The following is a 22,388-nucleotide window of genomic DNA, read 5'->3' as shown; positions in this document are numbered from 1 at the left end:
AAATAATACAAGTTATTATACATTAAAAAACAAACATAATCAATGATTTATAAAAAAAATTCAATAAATAACTAAAGCAATTAAAATCTTATTATGATAATATAGAAGTAAGAATAATAATAAAAAGGATGATAACATGAAAATATTACACGTAATCGCACAACTTCCGAAACAAACAGGAAGCGGCGTTTATTTTACAAACGTAATTCAATTTATGCAACAAAATCATGAAAATGCTGCTATATTTGGAATACAAGATGATATCCAATTAAATTTGGATGAAACAATCAAAAAATATCCAGTGGAATTTAAAAGCGAAAAGTTGAACTTCCCAATAGTCGGAATGAGCGATGAAATGCCCTACGATTCAACAAAATACAGCGATATGACACACGATATGATTGAAGATTGGACAAATGAATTCACAAAACAATTGAAAAAAGCAAAACAAGAATTCCAACCAGACGTCATCGTATCCCATCATTGTTGGATGCTAAGCAGTCTCGTGTTAGATATTTTCGATGAAACTCCTGTATTATTACTAAATCATGGAACCGACATCAGACAAACAAACCTCAACCCAGAATTGTTTATGACTTGTGTGGATAATCTAAACCGCGCACAAAAAGTTCTAGCGCTAAGCAAAAAAGACGTAGAACCAATCTCCGATATATTTGGAATCGACAAAGAAAAAAACGTAGTAATGGGTGGAGGTTACAACAGCGACATATTCTACAGAAGAAAAGAAGATCCACAAAACGACAGAATCAAATTATTGTTTGCAGGGAAATTATCACATGCAAAAGGAGTGTACGAACTTTGCAAAGCTTTCAAAAAACTAGAAGAAAAATACGATAATTTGGAACTCACATTAGTTGGAGATGTCGACATAGAAACAAAAGTTGAGTTGTGGGATAACACAGGAAATTCACTTCACTTCGATTTGCACAACACATCTTGTCAGAAAAAACTCTCTAACAAAATGAGAGAATCTGACATCTACATTTTGCCAAGCTATTATGAAGGATTGGGACTCATTGCAATCGAAGCATTGGGTTGTGGAATGAGAGTCGTAGTCACAGAAATAGAAGGACTAATCGAAACATTAGGCGACGAAATAAATAAAAGTAGCGCAATCGAATTTGTCGAAATGCCACGACTCAAATCAATCGATGAACCTTATGATTCAGAAATCAAACCATTTGTTGATAGATTAGCAAAAGGAATTGAAAAACAAATAATCAGAGTACAAAACAAAGAACCAATACCAGAAAAAATTCACGAATTAGTATTAAAACATTCTTGGGATCATATAATGCTTGAAATCGAGAATGAGTTAATGGAGATTGCAAATTTACAATAGAATATAAAATTTACTGAATGCAGCTTTTAATTTATTAAGAGCTGTTTTTGTGTATATAAGATTGCTAAAAGTAACGTATAAAATTTTAGCTAGCTCAATATTATGTATTTGAAGATATTGATAAGCACGAAACTTTTTTTAAAATTAATTTGATAACAAATATCATTGAAAAGAAATTGAGATTATAGTAAAATAAAAAAGTTCTTTAGATGATAAAGAATATCATTATTAATTTAATAGGAGGTTCGTATGAACAAAAAGAAGATTATTTTTTCTTTAGTTTTTGTATTTGCTTTGCTTTTTGGATTAAATATTAATTCTAAAGCCGTTGATGACAAATATACAGCGGATGATTTTGAAATTGTGGGAGATACTGTATACGGTTTTTCGAAAAGCGGAGTGCAAAAGCTAAAAAGAAATCGAAATGTTGTGCTACCAACAAAAAGCAAAGAAAATGTGGATTTGAAAAAAATAGCAAGTTTTGCTTTTGTCTACAACAAGAGTAGTGCGATAGATGAGTATACTCAAAGAGAAGGCGAAAATGGAGAGGTTAACAACTTAGATGTTGATGGAAACGAAATTAAAAAGCTAGGAGAGGATTTCCATCAATTAGACATAGAATCTGTAGAGATTCCTGAAGGATATACTTATATTGGACAAGATGCTTTTGAAGAAAATAGTAATATTAAAAGCGTTAATTTGCCGAAAACCATCACTAAAATTAGTGATTATGCATTTGCACATCTAAGTTTAAAGACTATAAAATTACCAGATAATTTGAAATTTTTGGGAGATCAAGTATTTTTTGATAATCAAATAGAAGGCAAACTTATTTTACCTAAAAATTTAACAAATTTAGGAGAAAGAGCATTTAAATCTAATCAAATTACAGATATAGAATTTAATTGTGAAAAATTAGAAACTATAAAAGAACAAGCTTTTCAAGATAATAAAATTAAGCAAGTGAAGCTTCCAAATAGTGTGAAAACAATTGAGATTGGTGCGTTTAATGGAAATCTTGGTGATGAAAATTATGCATTGAAAGTTGTGCTTTTGTCAAAAGGTAATGTTGACAACAAAGATTCTTCTTCTATTGTTAATCCGACAGAAGAAGATAAGACGACTTCAGTAGATGTGGATAGTTCAAAATGGGATGAAAAAGATTTTGTATTTGATAAGGGTAAAGTTCTAGGATTTTCTAGTATAGGAAAATTAAAAGTTCGTGAAAACAAAAATCTTGTAATTCCTGAAAAGAATGGGAAATATGTTGTTGATGAAATTGGAGATGATGCTTTTCGAAATGTGGATTTTGAAAATAGTATTTTGAATAAGTACGATTTAAAAAGCGTAGAACTTCCAAAAACTGTGAAAAAAATCGGGAAATTTGCATTCCAGTCTAATTATTTGACAGAATTTGAAGCACCTGAGGCTCTGAAAATCATTGGAGACGGAGCATTTATGAATAACAGGATAGAAATGCTTGAATTAGGTGAAAATACTGAGATAATTGGAAGTAGTGCGTTCCATATTAATAAATTATTTGCAATTGTGATTTATCCAAATGTTAGGGAAATTGGGATTTCAGCTTTTAGAAATAACGATGCACAAAATGTAATGTTTATGGGCGATAAAGTTGAAAAAATAGGAGAAATGGCCTTTTGTAATAACAAAATATCTGAGTTGGATTTGAGCTTATTAACAAAATTAAAAGAAATATCTGTTCAAACTTTTTACAAAAATAGCATTACAAAGGTTACATTGCCCGAAAATTTGGAAAGTGTAAAAGAAGAAGCATTTAGATACAATAATTTAAAAGAGATTGATTTTTCAAATAATATTAAAGAAATAAGATTTAATGCATTTGATGATAACAAAGTTGAGGATAATTACAAAAAAGTTTTAGTTAGAATTAAAGGAAAAACGATAGCTGATGGAAATAATTTTGTTGTTAATCCTGAAGAAACTACGAAAAACAAAGATGATTTGAAAAAAGTTTTGGATGAATTAAATAAGTTAAATTTAATAGAACTCAGAGATGATACTCAAAAGCAATTTGAAGATATGAAGGCTGAAGGTGAGAAGCTTTTAAGAAAAGACAAATTATCTGAGGGTGTGAAGTTAAAATACATCCATGATACTCAATTTTTTGTAAGTCGATATAAGTTAGACTCATTAATTAAAAAAGGAGAATTAACGATTAAAAATCATCCACAAAATTCTGAGATTTTGAAAGATAAACTTGAATACGCAAAAAAATCTTATAATAATTCTGCTGTTGTGGATAATAAATTAACTCGTTTAACAAAAGAATTACAAAATCTTATTAATATTGTTGAAAACAAAGGAAACATGGAAAATTCAATTATGAAACAAGGTCATTTTGAACTTAAAACGCCACTTCCGATTCCATCTTATCATATTGGAATGAATGTGTATTTTGACAAAAACGGCAAAATCTTGTATGTGTTAGACATGTCTTACACTATTGGAAAAGGACAAAAAGACGAATACGGAAATGAGATTTTGAATGTTGATGAAGATAATGAAGGTTATCATATGTTGGCTTTGGAGACTTTGGATGATTATGAAGGGCTAAATTATTCAGATATTTTGAAATCAAATGTAGATAGTCTTGGAAAAATCAGAAAAGTTGATGATAGAGCAAAATACCATAGGGAAGGAATTTTCAATGCAATAAAAGATGCTTGCAAAGATTTTGAAAAGGAAAATCCTACAAAACCAGGTGATAACCCAGGTACAACACCAGATCAACCTGGTACAGTAACACCAACACCAAACACACCAGCTGAACGACAAAAAACTACAACAAGAGTAGCAGGAGCTGACAGAATTCAAACATCAATAGAAGTATCCAAGAAATACTACAAATCTGCTGAAACAGTAATCATAGCAAACTCCGAAAAATTTGCAGACAGCTTATCAGCATCAGCATTATCAAAAGCATTAAAAGCACCAATCTTGCTAGTACAAAAAGATCAATTAGATTCAGTAGTAGCACAAGAAATCAAGAGATTAGAAGCTAAAAATGTAATCGTAATAGGTGGAGAAAAATCAGTAGATAAAACAAAGATGAGCCTATCACAATACAACCTTAGAACAATAGCAGGAGCAAACCGCTACGAAACAAGTGCAAAAATCGCACAAGAAGTAATCAAACTAACAGGAACAAAGAAAGCTGTAATATCAAGTGGAGAAGTATTCGCAGACGCATTAACAGTAGCTCCATTAGCAAACAAAAACAACATGGCAATACTACTTGTACAACAAAACAACATACCACAAGAAGCAAAAGAAGTATTGAAACAAATCGAAGAAGTAATAGTTGTAGGAGGAGAAAAGACAATCTCTAAAGAAGTAGAAAACAAACTTCCAAACCCTACAAGAATAGCAGGAGCAAACCGTTACGAAACAGCAAAGAAAATCTACGAATACGGCTTCAAAGACAGAAAAGAAGTTAACATAGCAAACGGAATAGTTCCAGCAGACAGCTTAGTAATAGGCTCAATAGACTGCCCAATATTATTAGCAGAAGCAAATGAAATTCCAAAAGCAACAAAACAAGCTTTTGAAGAAGCAAAATTTGAAAAAGTTAATGTATTTGGCGGAGAAAACTCAATAAGTGAATCAGTTGTAAAAGAATTGATCAAATAAACTAAACGCAGCACATAAAAATAATGTGCTGCGTTTTCACTAAAAAAACAAAAAACATAATCTCTACTAATTTGAACATAATTAGTACACATTCATAGTCTATTATATAAGTATAAACAAAGTAAGTTTAATCTCAAGAAACAATCTCCTCCCTTAATATTGTTTTAACCTTAGATTAAACTGGAGACCACTCAGATGGTCTCTTTTTTATATTAAAATTTTAACCTAAAAAAAGCTAACTCATTTTTGAGTTAGCTTTTCTTCTATAATTTATTGTTCTAATGGTTTTGATAAGAATTTGAATCTTTTTTCTACGACTTTGATGTTTGATGGTGTTTTTTGGTACAATTCGCCATCTGTATCTGCGACTAATCCTTCAGGTGAGATGAACTTTATTTCTTTTGCTTTGAATGTTTGAACGCCTTCGTTTTCTTCGTTAAAATCAAAGCTGTTTGATTGTCCGAACATTGCTTTGAATGCTCCGATGTTTGATTGCTCAACAACAAACACATTCAACACTCCATCGCTTGGGCTAATGTCAGAGATTGGAACTTCAACTCCTCCTGAGTATAATCCATTAGCGACAAATACCATAACGGCATTTCCTTTTATCGTTTCGCCGTCGATTTCCATTTCATAATCAAATGAATTGTCTTGTGTTAATGTTTCAAAAATTTTTGGAATGTATGTCAATACACCGAATGTTGATTTGTCAGCGTCTTGCATTTTTTGTGCGTTTTCTGATGCCATTCCCACTGTCCAGAAATTCAGAGCGATTTTGTCGTCATTTAATATACAGTCGTATTCTTTGACTTCTGCATCTAACAAATTCTCACTTGCTTCTACTGGATTTGCTCCTATGTTAACAGTTTTTGAGAAATCGTTGAACGATCCTCCTGGAATAATTCCTATAACAGGATCCATATCGTAATCGTATAAGCCGTTGATGACTTCGTTTATTGTTCCGTCACCTCCAACTACAATTACTAAATCAAAATCTTTTAATTCTTCACATTTTTTGTAGAAATCACCTTGTTCTTCGCTTTGGAAAAACACTGTTTCATTTGATAATTTTAATATATTAGGACTACATTTGCCTAATACTTCAAATATATCTTGTTGTCCTGAATTATCGTGATACATAACGATTGATTTTTTGAATTTATTCATTAAATTCCTCCTAAAAATTTTACGATTTGTACAATTATCATTATGATAGGCTGGTGAATTAAATAAATCATCAAACTTTTTTTGCTCATTTTTGATAATACATTCTCTCTTACATTTAATTTTATATCTAAAAAGTCTCCTGCGCAATATCCAACTAGATACATAAAATACCAGGGTAGTAATGGGAAATAGTCGCCACTGTAGAACTTGTCGTTGTAGAATCCCACGAAACTAAATAAATTGGTACTTATATCCATTGGATGAGCGCTTATTCTGTAAGTTAGAATGAAAATTACAAAAGATAGGGCACACAATATTTTTTTGTTAAGGGTTAATTTGTCGACAAAAATCGTTATGAATGACGCCAAGCATAACAGGTGAATTATTCCAAAAACTATGAAAAACTCATTTGCGAAGAAATACGTCACCACACTCAAAACCATAGCCACGATAAAAAGCGTGATGGTGTGTTTCTTGTGATTGCGAGATAAATTGAAGCAATAGCCCGATATCAAAATAAAGCTTATGCAGATGAATCTCTCCCAAATCATTCCCGGAGTATTTTCAAACCATTCTATTTTGAAATTTTCCATGTAAACCAAATCAAATAATAAATGGTAGATTACCATGTTGACAATTGCAAATCCCCTTAACGTATCGATCAAATTATTTCTTTCCATTATATCATTGGCGAAAATACTTTCAGAATTACGGATAGTATTTTTCTAAATAAGCTTTGGTTTTCCAATTGACGTGAAAATATTTCTTGTGATTGTGATTGCATTTCCAAGAAATCTTCCTTTAAGTCATCGACTATGTGTGAATCGTAGTACATCGCTCCGTTTTCAAAATGCAGATACAAGGATCTAAAATCCAAATTAATTGAGCCGATTACACAGTGATTGTCATCTGAGACACAACTTTTTGCGTGCAAAAATCCTGGAGTATATTCGAAAATCCTAACACCTGCTTCTAAAAGAGTTTTGTAGTATGTTCTTGTAACCATATACACCAATTTTTTGTCTGGAATTCCTGGAGTTATGATTCTAACATCGACACCACTTAAAGCCGCATCTCTTAGGGAATCGATCATGTCATCTGATGGAATCAAATACGGAGTTGTAATGTAGAAATATTTTCTGGAACGAGACACCAATTGCATGTACGCACCCTTTCCAACAGGAACATCGTCTAATGGAGAATCCGTATAAGGTTGGCAATAGCCTTCGTTTTCAGAAACATCAGGCACAGTTTTTTCGAAATAATATTTGTAGTCAAGCTCGTTATCGTCGTACAATTCCCAAATTGACAAGAACATTATTGTAAATGACCACACGCTATCACCAGTAACTCTGATTCCCGTGTCTTTCCAATATCCAAATCTTTGGATTTTATTCATGTATTCATCCGCCAAATTAAAACCGCCAGTGTATGCTATTTTTCCGTCGATAACGACGATTTTTCTATGGTCTCTATTGTTGTGACGGGGCATAGGTAGAACTTTGATTTTATTGAAAACTTGAACCTTGATGCCTTTTTCTTCTAGTTTTTTGTAATATCTACGTGAAAGTTTAGTGATGCATCCAAAATCGTCGTACAAAATCCTGACGTCGACTCCTTCTTTTACTTTTTGTTCCAAAACGTCCAAAATATTATTGAACATGTAACCTTCTTCGATAATGAAAAACTCCAAGAAAATATAATCCTTTGCGTTTTTCAAATCTTCCATCAAATATTCAAAGAAAACCTCACCGTTTTTTAAATATTTCGAACTTGTTTTAGAAAATACAGGAGCGTGAGCTGTCGTGTTTATGTAAGTTGCAATGGACTTGGAGTCTCCTTCAAGTTCGTCAATTACATTACCATTCGACAAAATATGGTTGTTAAACGAAGAACTTATCGTATCCATTCGTCTTTGTTGTGCACGAACGAATCTGTTTCTTCTGAAAAACAAATAGAACACCGCTCCGAACAACGGGAATATCCATATAGGAATTAGCCATCCTAGTTTGAAACTCGGGTTTACATCGGTGTTGACCACCATTATAGTAAAAGCGAAGGATATTATAATATTTAATGTGTAGACATACACAAAATTTCTTTGGAAACTTAAAATCAAATAAACTAATAGTGAAATTTGAATGATAAATACAATTGCCAAAAGCATTATTCTACTAGTTAAAAATTTGAATAATTTTTTCATTTTAACCTCCACAAATATTTTTAAATTTACTTAATTATAACACAAAACCCCGGCAAACTTTGAAAATCAATTCAAAATCGCCGAGGTTTATTTTTAAAAATATTATACTAATTTTACTCTGTGATATACTTTTTTACCTTTTTTTATAATAAGTTCATCGTCGTTAAAATCGTGAATTGTTACAATTCTTTTTGGATCAGCTTCCTTCTTGTCATTAACAGAAATTCCGTTTTGAGTTACAAGTCTACGCGCTTCACTGTTTGATTGAGTAAGTCCTGTCATTGTCAACAAATTCAACAAACCAATTCCATTTTCAAAATCCAAAGCTTTCATTTCAGTTGTTGGCATATTTTCGTCAACAGCGTTTGAATTGAACAATGCATTTGCTGTTTGACGAGCTTCTTCTGCTTTTTCTTCTCCGTGAACTAATTTGCACACTTCAAATGCCAAAACTTCCTTAGCTTTGTTGATGTCACTTCCCTCTAAGCTACCAAGTCTCTTACATTCTTCAGTTGGCAAGAATGTCAACATCAACAAGAATTTTTCCACATCTCTGTCGTCTACATTTCTCATGTATTGGAATAAATCGTAAGGAGTTGTTTTGTTTTCGTCCAACCACACAGCGCCTTTTTGTGATTTGCCCATTTTAACTCCGTCAGCAGTAGTTAAAAGTTTGAAAGTCATAGCGTAAACTTTGTCGTTTTCTAATTTTCTAACCAAATCGTATCCGCCCAAAATATTAGACCATTGATCAGAACCGCCCATTTGTAATTTACAACCGTATTTTCTGTACAATACCAAATAATCGTATGATTGCATCAACATATAACTAAATTCAAAAAATGTTAGACCTTTTTTCATTCTGTTTTTGTAACTTTCCAAAGTCAACATTTGATTTACAGAAAAATGAACTCCAATTTCTCTCATGAAATCCAAGAAATTCAAATTCAACAACCAATCCTTGTTGTTTTCAATGTAAGCCTTGTCTTCACCAAAATCGATGAATCTTGTCATTTGAGAATAAAATCTTCTCGCGTTTTCGTCGATAACTTCCTTAGTCATAATACTTCTCATATCGTTACGACCAGAAGGATCTCCAATCATTGTAGTTCCGCCACCTAAAAGGCAAATAGGAATGTGACCATGAGCTTGCATTCTCATCATAACCATCAATTGAATGAAATGGCCAATAGTCAAACTATCTGCAGTCGCATCAAATCCAATGTAAAATGGAACTCTTTCTTTTCCGAGTAAATCTCTCAATTCATCTTCGTATGTAGCTTGTTCAAAATATCCACGCGCTACCAATTCGTCATACACATTTTCATGTTCAAATTCGTAATTAATCATAAACTCCTCCTATAAAATAAAAAAACTCTTGACACGAAAGGGCGAATCTACGCGGTACCACCTTTCTTATCAAAAGCTTATGTTCCATGCAAAGTATGAAACTACCTTGAAAACTCATGTGTTGTAATTCCCGAATAATCGGTACTGGTCACAATCATAATTTTCTATTGAGTTATTAAAATTTTATACTAGAAACTAATTCTAGTCAATAGCAAAATGGTTTTTTTATAATTTCGTAGCCAAATGATTGATAAGAACATCGATAGCAACCTTGTTCTTGCCACCTTTTGGCACAATCAAATCGGCAAATTTCTTACTAGGTTCCACAAAAAGCTCATGCATTGGTTTAACAGTTTCCATATATTGAGTCAAAATCGATTCAATAGTTCTGTCACGTTCCACGACATCTCTTGTAATTCTTCTTTTGAGTCTGACATCTCCGTCGCAGTCCACGAAAACTTTCATATCCATTAAATTGCGAAGTTCTTCATTCTCCAAAACCAAAATTCCTTCTACAATCACAATTGGCTTTGGACTTTTCTTCAAAGTATCAGAGCTTCTAGTGTGAATTGTAAAATCGTAAGTTGGAATGTCGATTTCTTCATTATTAATAATTTTTTTAACATGCTCAATCAACAAATCTGTTTCAAAAGCTTGGGGATGATCGTAATTTAAACTAGCACGTTCATCCATAGTCAAATTGTCATGAGCAAAGTAATAATTATCGTGTTCAATAATTTCTATTTTATCTTCAAAATGTTTTTTCAAAGTCTTCACGATTTCAGTCTTACCTGAAGCACTTCCACCTGCGACTCCCACAATATACGGTTTCATATTAGCCTCCTAGTTATTAGTTAATTTTAATATAAATTTTACAATTTTTCAAGGTTGAAAATTAGGATAACCTTTTAATTATTTGTAGAATAAAATTATAAATTGTGCTAAAATAATATTGAAATGTTTTATTTTGTAAATTTTATTACAAACTTTACAAACAATTCAAGCAAATCACAATTACGGAAAATGTTTTAACAAAAGGAGATTTGAAATGTCAAAAAACACAAAACTTATTATTTACTCGTTGATTTACATATTGTTCATGATAATCATCAGATACACATTGTCTCATGCGCATGGATTTTTGATTGACCATTGCTTGATGATATTCTTGGCTATCGCAGTAGTCCTTGGATATTTCCATGGATTTATTTTCAAATTCAATTTTACGATTGTTTTCGTAGCGATATTTATGATGCTTTTCATCGGACAAATGACACCTCCATCAAGAGGCTTCATCGAATACTCATTTATCGACTTTTATTACGTGTCGGCGGCGACAATCTTTATGTTAGTAGCAGACATAGCAGGATCCATCAGAAAAACTCACTTGATTCAAAAAGAGATTTTCTTGGAACAATTAGAAAAAGAAAAAAACGCCAAATTATTTAAATCGTAATCAATTAAACCATCAAGTGTTTTGCTTGATGGTTTTTGAAATTTTGGTGCAAATTGCTTTAATGTGGAAAAATAAATAAAATAATGTTAAAATATAGATTATAGTTTATTAAAAGAGAAGGAAGAGAATGAATATACTACAAAAATTATCAGAAGAATTAGACATAAAATATGATAACGTTGTTAAGACAGTTGAATTATTAGATGAGGGAAATACAATTCCATTTATCGCCAGATACAGAAAAGAAATCACTGGAAATTTGACTGACGAAACGTTGAGACAATTAAACGATAGGCTTACATATTTGAGAAACTTGCAAGAAAGAAAAGATGACATCACACGTCTTATCGATGAGCAAGGAAAACTCACTGAAGATTTGAAAAAACAAATCGATGATGCGACTATTTTGACAGAATTAGAAGATATTTATCTTCCATTTAAGCCTAAGAAGAGAACTCGCGGTTCAATCGCTGTAGAATTGGGACTACAACCAGTAGCAGATATGATAATGGAGAAAACTCACTCTTTATCTGAGATTGAGAAAAAAGCCTCAGAATTTGTCAACGGAGAAGAAATCAAAACAGTTGATGATGCTATTAGTAAAAGTTTGGACATCATAGCAGAATTCGTATCTGAACAAAAAGTATTCAGAGATATAGTTCGTAATTCATTCATAACTGATGGGGTTATGAAAACCGAAGAGAAAAACGAAGACGAATCTGGAACATACAAGATGTACTACGATTATTCAGAAAAAGTAAAAGATGTCAAAGCACACAGAGTTCTTGCGGTATTTAGAGGAGAAAAAGAAGGGTTTTTGAAAGTTTCGTTCATTTTAAATGACGATTACAATATTTTCAAAATTATGAGAAAAATCGCAAGAAATAATGATTTTGAAACTTATGATTTGATTGAAAAAGCTGTCAAAGACAGTTACAAGAGATTGATCGTTCCATCAATCGAAACAGAAGTGCGTCAAAGCATGAAAGAAATGGCAGACGATGAATCAATCGGCGTATTCAAAAGCAATTTGAAACCATATTTGATGCAGCCTCCTATCAAAGAAACTGCAATTATTGGACTTGACCCGGGATTTAGAACTGGTTGCAAAGTTGCTGTAATTTCTGAATACGGAGATTTCTTGGACAGTGCTGTAATTTATGTAACTGATGCTAGAAAACAAATCCAAAGGGCAGATGAAACTTTGAAGGAATTTATCGACAAATACAACGTAAAGCTAATCGCAATCGGTAACGGAACAGCTTCTCGTGAAACAGAAAAGTACGTATCTGATTTGTTAGCGCAAATCGACGATGAAATCTTTTATGCAATCGTAAACGAAGCGGGAGCAAGTATTTACTCTGCATCAAAACTTGCAATCGAAGAATTCCCTGATTTAGATGTAACAATAAGAGGTGCTATTTCGATTGCACGTCGTATTCAAGACCCACTTGCAGAATTGGTCAAAATCTCTCCACAATCAATCGGAGTTGGACAATATCAACACGACGTCAACCAAAAGAAATTGAAATCATCACTTGAAGAGGTAGTGGAGGATTGCGTTAACACAGTTGGTGTCAACATAAACACAGCAAGCTCTGCGCTTTTGAATTACGTATCTGGAATTACGAAAACAACTGCGAAAAACATCGTGGATTACAAAATAGAAAACGGACCATTCACTAATCGTCAAGAAATCTTGAAAGTAAAAGGAATTGGACCAAAAGCATTCGTACAATGTGCAGGATTTTTGAGAATTCCTGAAAGCGAAGAAATATTAGATAACACAGAAGTTCACCCAGAAAGTTACGAAATCGCAAAACAAATTATGAAATACGATTTGAACGATATAGATGTGAAAAAACTATCCGAAGAATTAGAAGTAGGAGAACCTACTTTGCGTGATATAATCGAAGAACTTAAAAAACCAGGGAGAGATCCACGTGACGAAATGCCAAAACCAGTTCTAAGACAAGATGTATTGTCAATCGATGATTTGGAAGAAGGAATGATAGTCACAGGAACGGTTAGAAATGTCGTGGACTTCGGAGCATTCATAGACATCGGAATAAAAGAAGACGGACTTTGCCATATTTCTAAGATGAGCAATTCTTACATCAAAAACCCAAGAGAAGTGTGCGAAGTAAGTGACACCGTAAAAGTAAAAATAATTGGAATAGATAAAGAAAGAGGATTGGTTTCCTTGTCGATGAAATTATAAAATGGGCGCTATTATAGCGCTTATTTTTATGAGGTGAGTTATGAATACAAAATACGTTATAAAAAATGCAGCAGTTAGTCCAGATGATTACAACGAATTGCGTGAAAAATCTGGTATTGGAAATAGAAAATCGAAGGAAAATGCGGAAACTGCAATAGAAAATTCTCTTTTCATTACATCGATTTACGATGGGGATAAGTTGATTGCGATGGCAAGGGTTGTCGGAGATGGGGCGATTAGTCTTGTGGTTACTGATGTGATGGTGAATTCAGAATATCAAAAAAATGGTTTGGGAAGAGTTTTAATGAATGAGATTAACAAATACTTGGACGAAAATTATGATGAAGATGCGTATATTATTTTGCTTGCGAACACTCCTTACGATGCATTTTACGAAAAATTTCATTTCAAACAATTTCCTAACAAGAAGGGGATGCTAAGAGTTTTGTGAACTTTGAATTAAATATTTTAGTATCACAAAATTTTTGTTCGTAGTTTTAACGAAAAGTGTTTTATTAATTGGCCGTATTATGATAAAATTTATTCAACGCGAAAATTTTTTCGTAAAATTTATAGGAGGAATTTATGAAATCTAAATCTAAGATGAGCTATAACTTGTCGGTAATTTTACTAATTCCACTTGGTATAGCTATCAATTTTGTTGGTGCAAATTTGAATGCAGCATTAAAATTGCCAGTTTATTTGGATGTTATAGGAACTGTGTTCACAGGCGTGTTGTGTGGTCCTTGGATCGGTTTTCTTACAGGTGTTGTCACAAATATCGTGACATCTGTTACAAATCCAACGCAACTTCCATACATGGTTGTAAGTGGTGCAATTGGCTTGATTGCAGGGATTTGTGGAAAGAAGGCAATGTTCAAGACTCCAGCGAGAACATTTGTAGTAGGAATTATTATTTGGCTTGTGGCGATGATTACGTCTGCGCCAATTACTGTTTTGGTTTTCGGTGGCGTTACTGGAGCGAGTGGCTCTAGTGCAATCACTACATTTTTGGTTGCAACAGGAAAAGGATTATGGGAATCTGTTATTGGTTCAACTGTTCTTACAGAAACTTTGGATAAGTTTTTGACTTCGTTTGCAGTCTATTTCCTTATAAAATCCATCCCTAACAGAAATTTGTTGAGATATCCTAATGGAATTCAATACATAAAAGAAAAGAAGAACAAATACGTGAGAGGTGCAAAATGATATCTAAAATTTTCCCAACAACAAAACTTTTTATGGTTATAGTTACAGTTATTATTTCGTTGGTTTTGCCATGGCAATTCGCATACCTTTTTGTACTTCCAGTAAGCTTGATATTATCTTTGTTGGATAATAAATTCAAACAATACGTGAAAAAATTGTGGATAGTTTTGTTATTAGTATTATTAATAATGTTTTTGTTCCAATTATTCTTGGACAAATCAACAGAAAACGTGTATTTGAATCTAGGATTTATGAGAGTGACACTTAACGGAATATTAAATGGTTTGGAACAAACAAAATTCATTCTAACGCTTATAACTTTGTTTTTATTATTCTTTGAAACGACTGACATTGAAGATTTGATGATAGCTCTTCAACAAAAAAGAGTAAGTCACGTTACAAGTTACGTAATAATGGCGACAATGACTATGATTCCAGAAATGATTAAGAAAAGTTCCAAAATCATAAAAGCCCAAGAAGCACGTGGAATTGAAACAACAGGCTCCATCAAAAACAGAGCGAAGGCGTTCTTCCCGTCACTTGGACCTTTGATTATATCCTCACTTTCAGAAATTGATGAAAAGACAATTACACTTGAAGCGCGTGGATTTGCATCTGAAAACGAAAAAACATGCCTCAAAGAAATCAAGAAAACAACTACAGACAGAATTATTTTCTACGTGTTTATCGCATTAGTTGTGTTAGTGTTGCTGTGGAGGTTTAAATAATGATAGAACTTAAAAATGTTTCATTCAAATATGAACTTCAAGAAGAAAAAACGATAAAAAACATGGATTTGTACGTTAAACAAGGCGAATTTGTAGGAATTATCGGCAAAAATGGTTCCGGCAAGACGACTTTGTGCAATATCATTAGAGGGATAATTCCAGACTTCGTTCAAGGTACAATCACAGGAAGTATATCTATCGACAATAAAAACATTAACGATATCGAACGAGGAGAAATGGCGGAATTAGTTGGATTTGTGTTCCAAAATCCATTCAGCCAAATCTCTGGAATAAAGAAAACGGTGTTTGAAGAAATAGCCTACGGACTTGAAAACTTGGGAGTTGAAAGAGAAGAAATCAGACAAAGAGTAACTGATGTTATAAAACTTCTGAAGATTGAAGATTTGCAAGACAAAAATCCAAATGAATTATCTGGTGGACAATCTCAAAGAGTTGCAATAGCATCAATCATCGTAATGAATCCAAAAGTATTGATATTTGATGAGCCTACAAGTCAGCTTGACCCACTAGGAACTGAAGAGATCTTCGATATTTTAAAACTTTTGAAATCACAAAACAAAACCATAATATTAGTCGAACACAAAATTGATTTGATAGCAGAATACGCCGATAGAGTTGTGGTAATGGACAATGGAGAAATCATCTTCAACGGTGAAACTCACGAAGTTTTATCAAACGACAAAATCGAACAGCACAATGTATCTATGCCTATAGTTTCAAAACTTGCATGCAAATTAAATGAAGAAAAGCCAGGATTTTTCAAAAACATCCCTATAACTTTAGATGAATGCAAGAAAGAATTGGAGGAAAACTAATGAGCAAATTAGAATTTAAAAATGTAAGCTTTACTTATCCTAACGGATTCAAAGCGATTAACGATTTGAATTTGGTCGTGAATTCTTCAGAAAAAGTTGCAATTGTGGGACAAAATGGAGCCGGAAAATCGACTTGTGCAAAACTGATGAACGGGTTATTGAGACCAAGCTCTGGGGAGATTTTGTTAGATGGAAGTAACACAAAAAATATGACCACAGCACAAATATCCAGAAAAGTAGGCTACGTATTCCAAAATCCAAACGATCAAATCTTCAACTCCACAGTTTACGATGAAGTCGCTTTTTCGTTGAGAGCGTTGAAAGTCGACGAAGATGAAATGGACAAACGTGTCAGACAAGCTTGTGAAATCTGTGAACTTTCAGAATATTTGGACGACCATCCTTATGATTTGCCATTTAGTACGAGAAAATTCATAACGATAGCAATTACAATCGCAAATGACTGCGACATTTTCATATTTGACGAACCGACAGCAGGGCAAGATGCATATTCTATGAGTTGCTTGAAAAGAGTAATCGATCATTTGCACGATTTGAACAAAACAATCATAACGATAACTCACGATATGGAATTTGTCGTTGAAAATTTCGACAGAGTTGTCGTAATGTCCAACAAAGAAATCATTAAAGATGCTGATAAGAAGGAAGTTTTTGATGAAGATGAAATCCTACAAAAAGCGTACATCCAACCACCTGTTGTCAAAAGACTTTGCAACTCAATTAATTTGAACGAAAAATTATTGTCGGTGGATGATTTTGTAGATTACATCAAAAATTTTGGAGATGCTAATGATTAATTGTATATTGGATTTTGATCCGGGAGTTGATGATGCAGCAGCTTTATTTGCAATTAAAAATTCGAAAAATTTAAAGCTGTTGGCACTTTCTTCAGTAAATGGAAACGTATCAATCGAACACACAACAAGAAACATGCAATGCTTGGCAAAACTTTTGGACATAAATGTTCCGATGGGAAAAGGACAAGAAGTACCACTTGTAAGAGAGCCTTATTTTGCATCAGCTCATGGAAATGATGGAATTGCAGGATTAAGAGATATGATAGAATCAGAAGATGTAGGAGAACTTTCAAGCGAAAATTCCGTTACAATGATGCACGAAATCATTCAAAAATCGACTGAAAAAATCACAATCATTGCAGTAGGACCACTTACAAACATCGCGCTATTGCTTCGAACTTTTCCAGAAGACAAGGAAAAAATCGAACAAATTAGCATAATGGGGGGATCCATTACAAGAGGTAACGTCACAAGTCTAAGCGAATTTAATTTCTTTGTCGATCCAGAAGCAGCGAAAATTGTATTTGAAAGCGGCGTTAAAATCATAATGGCAGGACTAAATGTAACACAAAAAGCTAGTATACCTGATGAACAAATTCAATTTTTGGATAAAATTGAAACAAAAACAGCCAAATTTGCACACAAAATATTGAAATACTACACGTCAAACGATGCAGGAATTCACGACCCTTGCTCAGTAATCGTATTGGATAACCCAGAAGTTTTCGAAACGGAAGACATGTATATTAAAATTGACACCCAAAACGATGAAACAAGAGGAATGAGCTACAGAGATTTGATTAAAGAAGAAAATGGTGAATTCAACTGCAAAGTGATTACAGAAATTGACATCGATAAATTCAGAGAAATATTGATGCAAGCTCTAACAGAATAAAACTTACTCCGGGGTAATTTCTCGGAGTTTTTTGTTTATGAAAGAAAATTTCCCAAGAAATTATTGCATTTAAAACTCAATATGCTACTATAGAAATAGTAGTGTGTGTTATAAACAATTTAAATATAAAAAAATACAAAACGCTACTTTAAAAAACAAATTTTGTTATAATTCAAGCTAAAATTCAAAAGGAGATGAATAACGATGAATAACAAGATTTTTAAAAAAGCGCTCGCCGAAAGAAGAGATAAATCTTCTAGCAGAAGACCTAGATATGCTCTTAGAAAACTTAGCATTGGGGTAGTGTCTTGTATAATTGGATACGCATTTTTGATTGGTGGGAACGTTTCATTTGCAGAAACTGACACACATCCTAGTGATCAAATCGAAGAAATTTTTGAAAAATCAGAAATTTCAGAAGAAAAAATCGCAGATAACACTTCAAATATTTCTGATGAAAAAACTGAAATAAAAGAAATTGATATTACTTCTTATAGTTCCGAAGAAAAATCAAATTCTACTGAAAACTTTGAAGAAAAACAAGAAATTCCCGGACATAATGCACAATTTACAATTGTTTTCGATGCTAATGGTGGAAAATTTGACACAGAAAATAATACATTGACTGTAAATTCTGGAGATAATGCGATATTTTCTGAAATTCCATCTTTTTATGGAAAAATATTTGTAGGTTGGGCAAGTAGTCCCGATGCTACTGAAGCACAAAAAGATATTTTGCAAAACATATCTTCGAACAAAACTGTGTATGCTGTGTGGAAAGTTGATAAAACAACAACTGCTAAAACTGAACAAAAACCAATTGTGACTTCAGAAAAACCAGAAGATGTTTCTGATTATGTGAGTCTCAATTTTAATGCGACATCTTTCACTGAAGATGATGGAACTTTGCATTATGGAAAATTATTAAATGAAAAAAATGAAGAAGTTGAAACTAACAATGAAATAGAAGGCGTGAAAACAAGGACTTATTGGGTGCTTAAATCTGCCACTTGGAAAGACATAAAAGATTTTACTGATAAAGAAGGGAAAAATGTTTATCAAAATCTGACAGCTAGTAGTGGAGATGAAAAGCACCAATTTTTAGGTTGGGCGGATAGTTCTAGCTTGGATACTGTAGTAAATCTTGCAAATAAATTTGAAGATACATCTGTGATTGGAGAAAATCCTAATGACAGATTGAATTTCTACGCGAAGTATAAGACGAATGATGTGATTTATTACGGAAAAACTGATACTTCAAATCCAACCTACGATTCTGACGGATACAAGATTAATCTGAATAGTGACTACAACAAGGTAACTTTTAAATTGAAAGATGAAAAAATAGGAAAAGTCTATTTGAAAGAAGAGCAAAAAGATTTACTGGGAAAAGATGTCGTAGCAAATGATGATGGATCCATTGAACTTACAGATGCTAAAATTAACGATAAGGAAATCACTGTCTTCGTTCACAAATCAAAAGCACAATCTACAGGATTTAGAGATATTAAAATTGAAACTGATTCCATCGACAAAAACTATCAATACTGGTATTGGTATAGAGGAGAACTTGATGGTGTAAAAAGAGAGGATGACTGGGAACTTGTTTTTCCGCCTAGCTTAAATGGGATAAAAAATCCTGAGGAAGTTTGTTTTGTGCCACTTTTTGTTACAAACGGTCAGGATGTTACAGAATTTAAAAGTAAGCCAGCCCCTCCTAAAATGCCTTTAGTTGGTAAAAATAGCACAAGAACTAGATTTGAACTTGTAACTTTGAAAAAAGAAGAGCAAATAGATGATATTTTGAGAAAAGATGGAAAGTCATATTTCGATAGAACTTACGTGGTTTTCAGAGAATATAAAGCAGATTTTATTTTCGAAAAACATCCACCAGAAAATTCAGGACCTGTCTTACCAAAGCTAAAAGAAGAATTCAAGAACAATTACACAAATCCACATTGGTATGACAATCAAAAACGTAAATATAGTTATTACGATAATGTTGATTTGTCAAATGAAATAATTTACAAATCCAAAATCTATACAGCTAAAGCCACAAGAATCCCAGTTATTCACGAAATTAATGAAGCTTCTGAAATTATTCAAGGAACAGCTGAAACAGGGGGAGTAGTTAATTTGTACGTGGATGGAAAATACAGTGGGGAAGCTGTAGTCGATAGTAAAGGGCGATGGAAGTTCAATCAAACAGACAGATTCAGCCTAAAAGAAGGTAGCGAGATTGAAATAAAATACTCATCCTACAAAAGGACACTTCCAGCTAGTGCTAAAATCATTGTAAAAAAAGCAGCTGACAATATCAAATTTAATCCGATTTATACAGGCAGCGTTGCAAATCCAGGAGAAAAAGCAACAGTTAGCGCACCGAAATTTATTAATGAATTAAACAAATCTGAACTTGTAGATAATTCTGTTGTGAAAAAGTTCGAACTTATAGAAAAAACAATTGAAGGTGTTTCTATTGACAAAAAAACAGGAGAAATAACTTACAATACGAAAGAATCAGATGCAGATAAGACGATAGATTTGAATGTAAAAGTTACTTATTTGGATGATACAACAGAAAATGTAAACACAACTATAAAAATCAATCCACTTTCTGACATTATTAATCGTGAAGAAAATCCTAGCGCACAAATTCCTGACGGTTATGTAAGAGTTAGAATTATTGCAGGAGAGGGTGTCAGATTAAAGGAAATAGAAAAAATCTACGATATCAAAAAAGGATTGAGTTTGAGTGAAACTTTGTATCCAGAAGTGGAAATAAATCCTGAAAACATAAACGACTACAAAGAGCCAATAAGTTGGACAATAAGTCCAGGAGAAGCAATAGAAAATTCTGTTGAAATAGTTGCAAATGCAACAAAAACACAAGCATTTGCAAATAATCCTGCTGGAAAAGAAATCAAAATCTTCGAAGGAGAAACGATAGAAGCTGAAAAACTAATAGATAATCTACAAAATTTGCCAGCAAACACAACCTTTGAATTTAAAGAAAAACCTGACACAACAACAGCGGGAACAATAGATGCGACAATAATCGTAAAATATTCTGACGGATCTGTATACGAAGTAAAATCTACCATTATCGTTCAAAAACAAGCAGCCATCATCACACCGATACCAGAAGTAGAAGCGATCGATGAAATAGTGGAATTCGGCAAAATATACGACTTGACTGATAATATCAAAAACTTGCCAGAAAAAGCAACAGTCGAAGACATCACAGAAAAAGGTGCGATTGATACAAAAACTTCTGGAAATTACATCGGTAAAGTCAAAGTAACATTCGAAAATGGCGAGGCAAGAATTGTGAGAGTAAAAGTCGTTGTAAACAAATCACTTGCAGAAGTTAATGAGCCTGCTGGAAAAGAAATCAAAATCTTCGAAGGAGAAACGATAGAAGCTGAAAAACTAATAGATAATCTACAAAATTTGCCAGCAAACACAACCTTTGAATTTAAAGAAAAACCTGACACAACAACAGCGGGAACAATAGATGCGACAATAATCGTAAAATATTCTGACGGATCTGTATACGAAGTAAAATCTACCATTATCGTTCAAAAACAAGCAGCCATCATCACACCAATACCAGAAGTAGAAGCGATCGATGAAATAGTGGAATTCGGCAAAATATACGACTTGACTGATAATATCAAAAACTTGCCAGAAAAAGCAACAGTCGAAGACATCACAGAAAAAGGTGCGATTGATACAAAAACTTCTGGAAATTATATCGGTAAAGTCAAAGTAACATTCGAAAATGGCGAGGCAAGAATTGTGAGAGTAAAAGTCGTTGTAAACAAATCACTTGCAGAAAAATTTGTGCCTGAAGTAAAAGTAATTGAAGTTGAATCGGAAGAATTATCGACAGAAGTTCTAGGATCTGCGATTGTAAATTTTCCACGAGATTCTAAAATTGAAATCAAATCTAAATCTGAAGGAAAAGTATTGGTAACCATAAAATTTTCAGATGGATCAGAAAGAGATATCGAAATTTCTTATAAGATAAAAGAAATTAAGACAGATGTTGAAAATCCTGAAACAAATGATGATGAGGGGAAAAATACAGAAAAAAATATAGATACGATAAAACCTACTGAAGAAAAATTTGAAAAAAAACCTCAAACGAGTCATCAAACCTCAAAAACGTCTGAAAAATCATCAAAAAGACCAGAAAAATTGATGCCAGATAAAAAATTCGAATCTAATTCAAAAACAACAAAGGATAAAAAATTAGTAGAAATAAAAGATGGCTTGGATAACGGAGATATATCGCACAATAAAGAAAAAGTAAAAAAATCCAACCCTAAATCACAATTGCCGAAAGCAGGAACAAGCGTAGAAATTACTAACCTAACACTTGCATCTCTTTTCTATACAATAGGTGCGTATTTTACAAAAAAGAAAAGATAATTACACAATCAAAAAACACCTCATATGAGG

General features: G+C 32.9%; 16 protein-coding genes. 11 read left to right on the top strand and 5 right to left on the bottom strand.

The annotated features are described in order from the left end of the window. Positions 1–136: 136 nt before the first annotated feature. Complete coding sequence (locus GKF99_RS01620) at positions 137–1,363, top strand: glycosyltransferase family 4 protein (protein ID WP_154272494.1); 1,227 nt, start codon at positions 137–139, stop codon at positions 1,361–1,363. 249 nt (positions 1,364–1,612) lie between these two features. After that, a complete protein-coding gene (locus tag GKF99_RS01615) occupies positions 1,613–5,035 on the top strand; it encodes a leucine-rich repeat protein (protein ID WP_154272493.1) in 3,423 nt (1,140 codons plus the stop codon). Between the two features lie 270 nt (positions 5,036–5,305). Here the strand turns inward: GKF99_RS01615 and GKF99_RS01610 are convergent, their stop codons facing one another. From GKF99_RS01610 to udk, 5 genes are all read right to left on the bottom strand, one after another. After that, positions 5,306–6,205, bottom strand: a complete 900-nt coding sequence (locus GKF99_RS01610; protein ID WP_154272492.1) for a diacylglycerol kinase family protein — start codon at positions 6,203–6,205, stop codon at positions 5,306–5,308. Next, complete coding sequence (locus tag GKF99_RS01605; RefSeq protein WP_241673549.1) at positions 6,205–6,870, bottom strand: heparan-alpha-glucosaminide N-acetyltransferase; 666 nt, start codon at positions 6,868–6,870, stop codon at positions 6,205–6,207. The genes GKF99_RS01610 and GKF99_RS01605 overlap by 1 nt, the downstream gene beginning before the upstream one ends. Positions 6,871–6,884: 14 nt before the next feature. Continuing rightward, the gene (gene cls, locus GKF99_RS01600) at positions 6,885–8,408 is read right to left on the bottom strand and encodes a cardiolipin synthase (RefSeq protein ID WP_094224275.1); all 1,524 of its coding nucleotides are present in this window, start codon (positions 8,406–8,408) and stop codon (positions 6,885–6,887) included. A 102-nt stretch (positions 8,409–8,510) separates the two neighbouring features. Then, on the bottom strand, positions 8,511–9,758 hold the full coding sequence (gene tyrS / locus GKF99_RS01595) for a tyrosine--tRNA ligase (RefSeq protein ID WP_154272490.1): 1,248 nt from the start codon (positions 9,756–9,758) through the stop codon (positions 8,511–8,513). Positions 9,759–9,983: 225 nt separating this feature from the next. After that, on the bottom strand, positions 9,984–10,592 hold the full coding sequence (gene udk / locus GKF99_RS01590; RefSeq protein WP_154253956.1) for a uridine kinase: 609 nt from the start codon (positions 10,590–10,592) through the stop codon (positions 9,984–9,986). Between the two features lie 214 nt (positions 10,593–10,806). On the opposite strand from udk, the gene GKF99_RS01585 reads away from it, so the two are divergent. The 9 genes from GKF99_RS01585 (at position 10,807) to GKF99_RS01545 (ending at position 22,358) form a co-directional block, all read left to right on the top strand. Further along, positions 10,807–11,214: a hypothetical protein gene (locus GKF99_RS01585; RefSeq protein ID WP_154253954.1), complete on the top strand. Its 408-nt coding sequence runs from the start codon at positions 10,807–10,809 to the stop codon at positions 11,212–11,214. 127 nt (positions 11,215–11,341) lie between these two features. Then, positions 11,342–13,435 (top strand): Tex family protein, encoded by a 2,094-nt coding sequence (locus tag GKF99_RS01580; protein ID WP_154253952.1) that lies wholly within the window; start codon positions 11,342–11,344, stop codon positions 13,433–13,435. Positions 13,436–13,475: 40 nt separating this feature from the next. Next, positions 13,476–13,886, top strand: coding sequence for a GNAT family N-acetyltransferase (locus tag GKF99_RS01575; protein WP_154272489.1), 411 nt, complete (start codon positions 13,476–13,478; stop codon positions 13,884–13,886). A 134-nt stretch (positions 13,887–14,020) separates the two neighbouring features. Continuing rightward, a complete protein-coding gene (locus GKF99_RS01570) occupies positions 14,021–14,644 on the top strand; it encodes an ECF transporter S component (RefSeq protein WP_154272488.1) in 624 nt (207 codons plus the stop codon). Continuing rightward, positions 14,641–15,372: an energy-coupling factor transporter transmembrane component T gene (locus GKF99_RS01565; protein ID WP_154272487.1), complete on the top strand. Its 732-nt coding sequence runs from the start codon at positions 14,641–14,643 to the stop codon at positions 15,370–15,372. The genes GKF99_RS01570 and GKF99_RS01565 overlap by 4 nt, the downstream gene beginning before the upstream one ends. Next, entirely contained in the window at positions 15,372–16,208 is an 837-nt protein-coding gene (locus GKF99_RS01560) for an ABC transporter ATP-binding protein (protein WP_154272486.1), read from the top strand. The genes GKF99_RS01565 and GKF99_RS01560 overlap by 1 nt, the downstream gene beginning before the upstream one ends. Then, positions 16,208–17,026 carry an ABC transporter ATP-binding protein gene (locus tag GKF99_RS01555; RefSeq protein ID WP_154272485.1) on the top strand — a complete coding sequence of 273 codons (819 nt, stop codon included), beginning with the start codon at positions 16,208–16,210 and terminating at the stop codon, positions 17,024–17,026. The genes GKF99_RS01560 and GKF99_RS01555 overlap by 1 nt, the downstream gene beginning before the upstream one ends. Then, positions 17,019–17,921, top strand: coding sequence for a nucleoside hydrolase (locus GKF99_RS01550; RefSeq protein WP_154272484.1), 903 nt, complete (start codon positions 17,019–17,021; stop codon positions 17,919–17,921). Before GKF99_RS01555 ends, GKF99_RS01550 begins: the two co-directional genes overlap by 8 nt. 204 nt (positions 17,922–18,125) lie before the next feature. After that, on the top strand, positions 18,126–22,358 hold the full coding sequence (locus GKF99_RS01545) for a Rib/alpha-like domain-containing protein (protein WP_154272483.1): 4,233 nt from the start codon (positions 18,126–18,128) through the stop codon (positions 22,356–22,358). Positions 22,359–22,388 lie beyond the last annotated feature (30 nt).

It is taken from the genome of Finegoldia sp. BIOML-A2 (genome assembly GCF_009678315.1).
Taxonomy (GTDB): domain Bacteria; phylum Bacillota; class Clostridia; order Tissierellales; family Peptoniphilaceae; genus Finegoldia; species Finegoldia magna.
The sequence above is the reverse complement of the archived record's forward strand: the minus strand, read 5'-3'. Positions and strand labels throughout refer to the sequence as shown.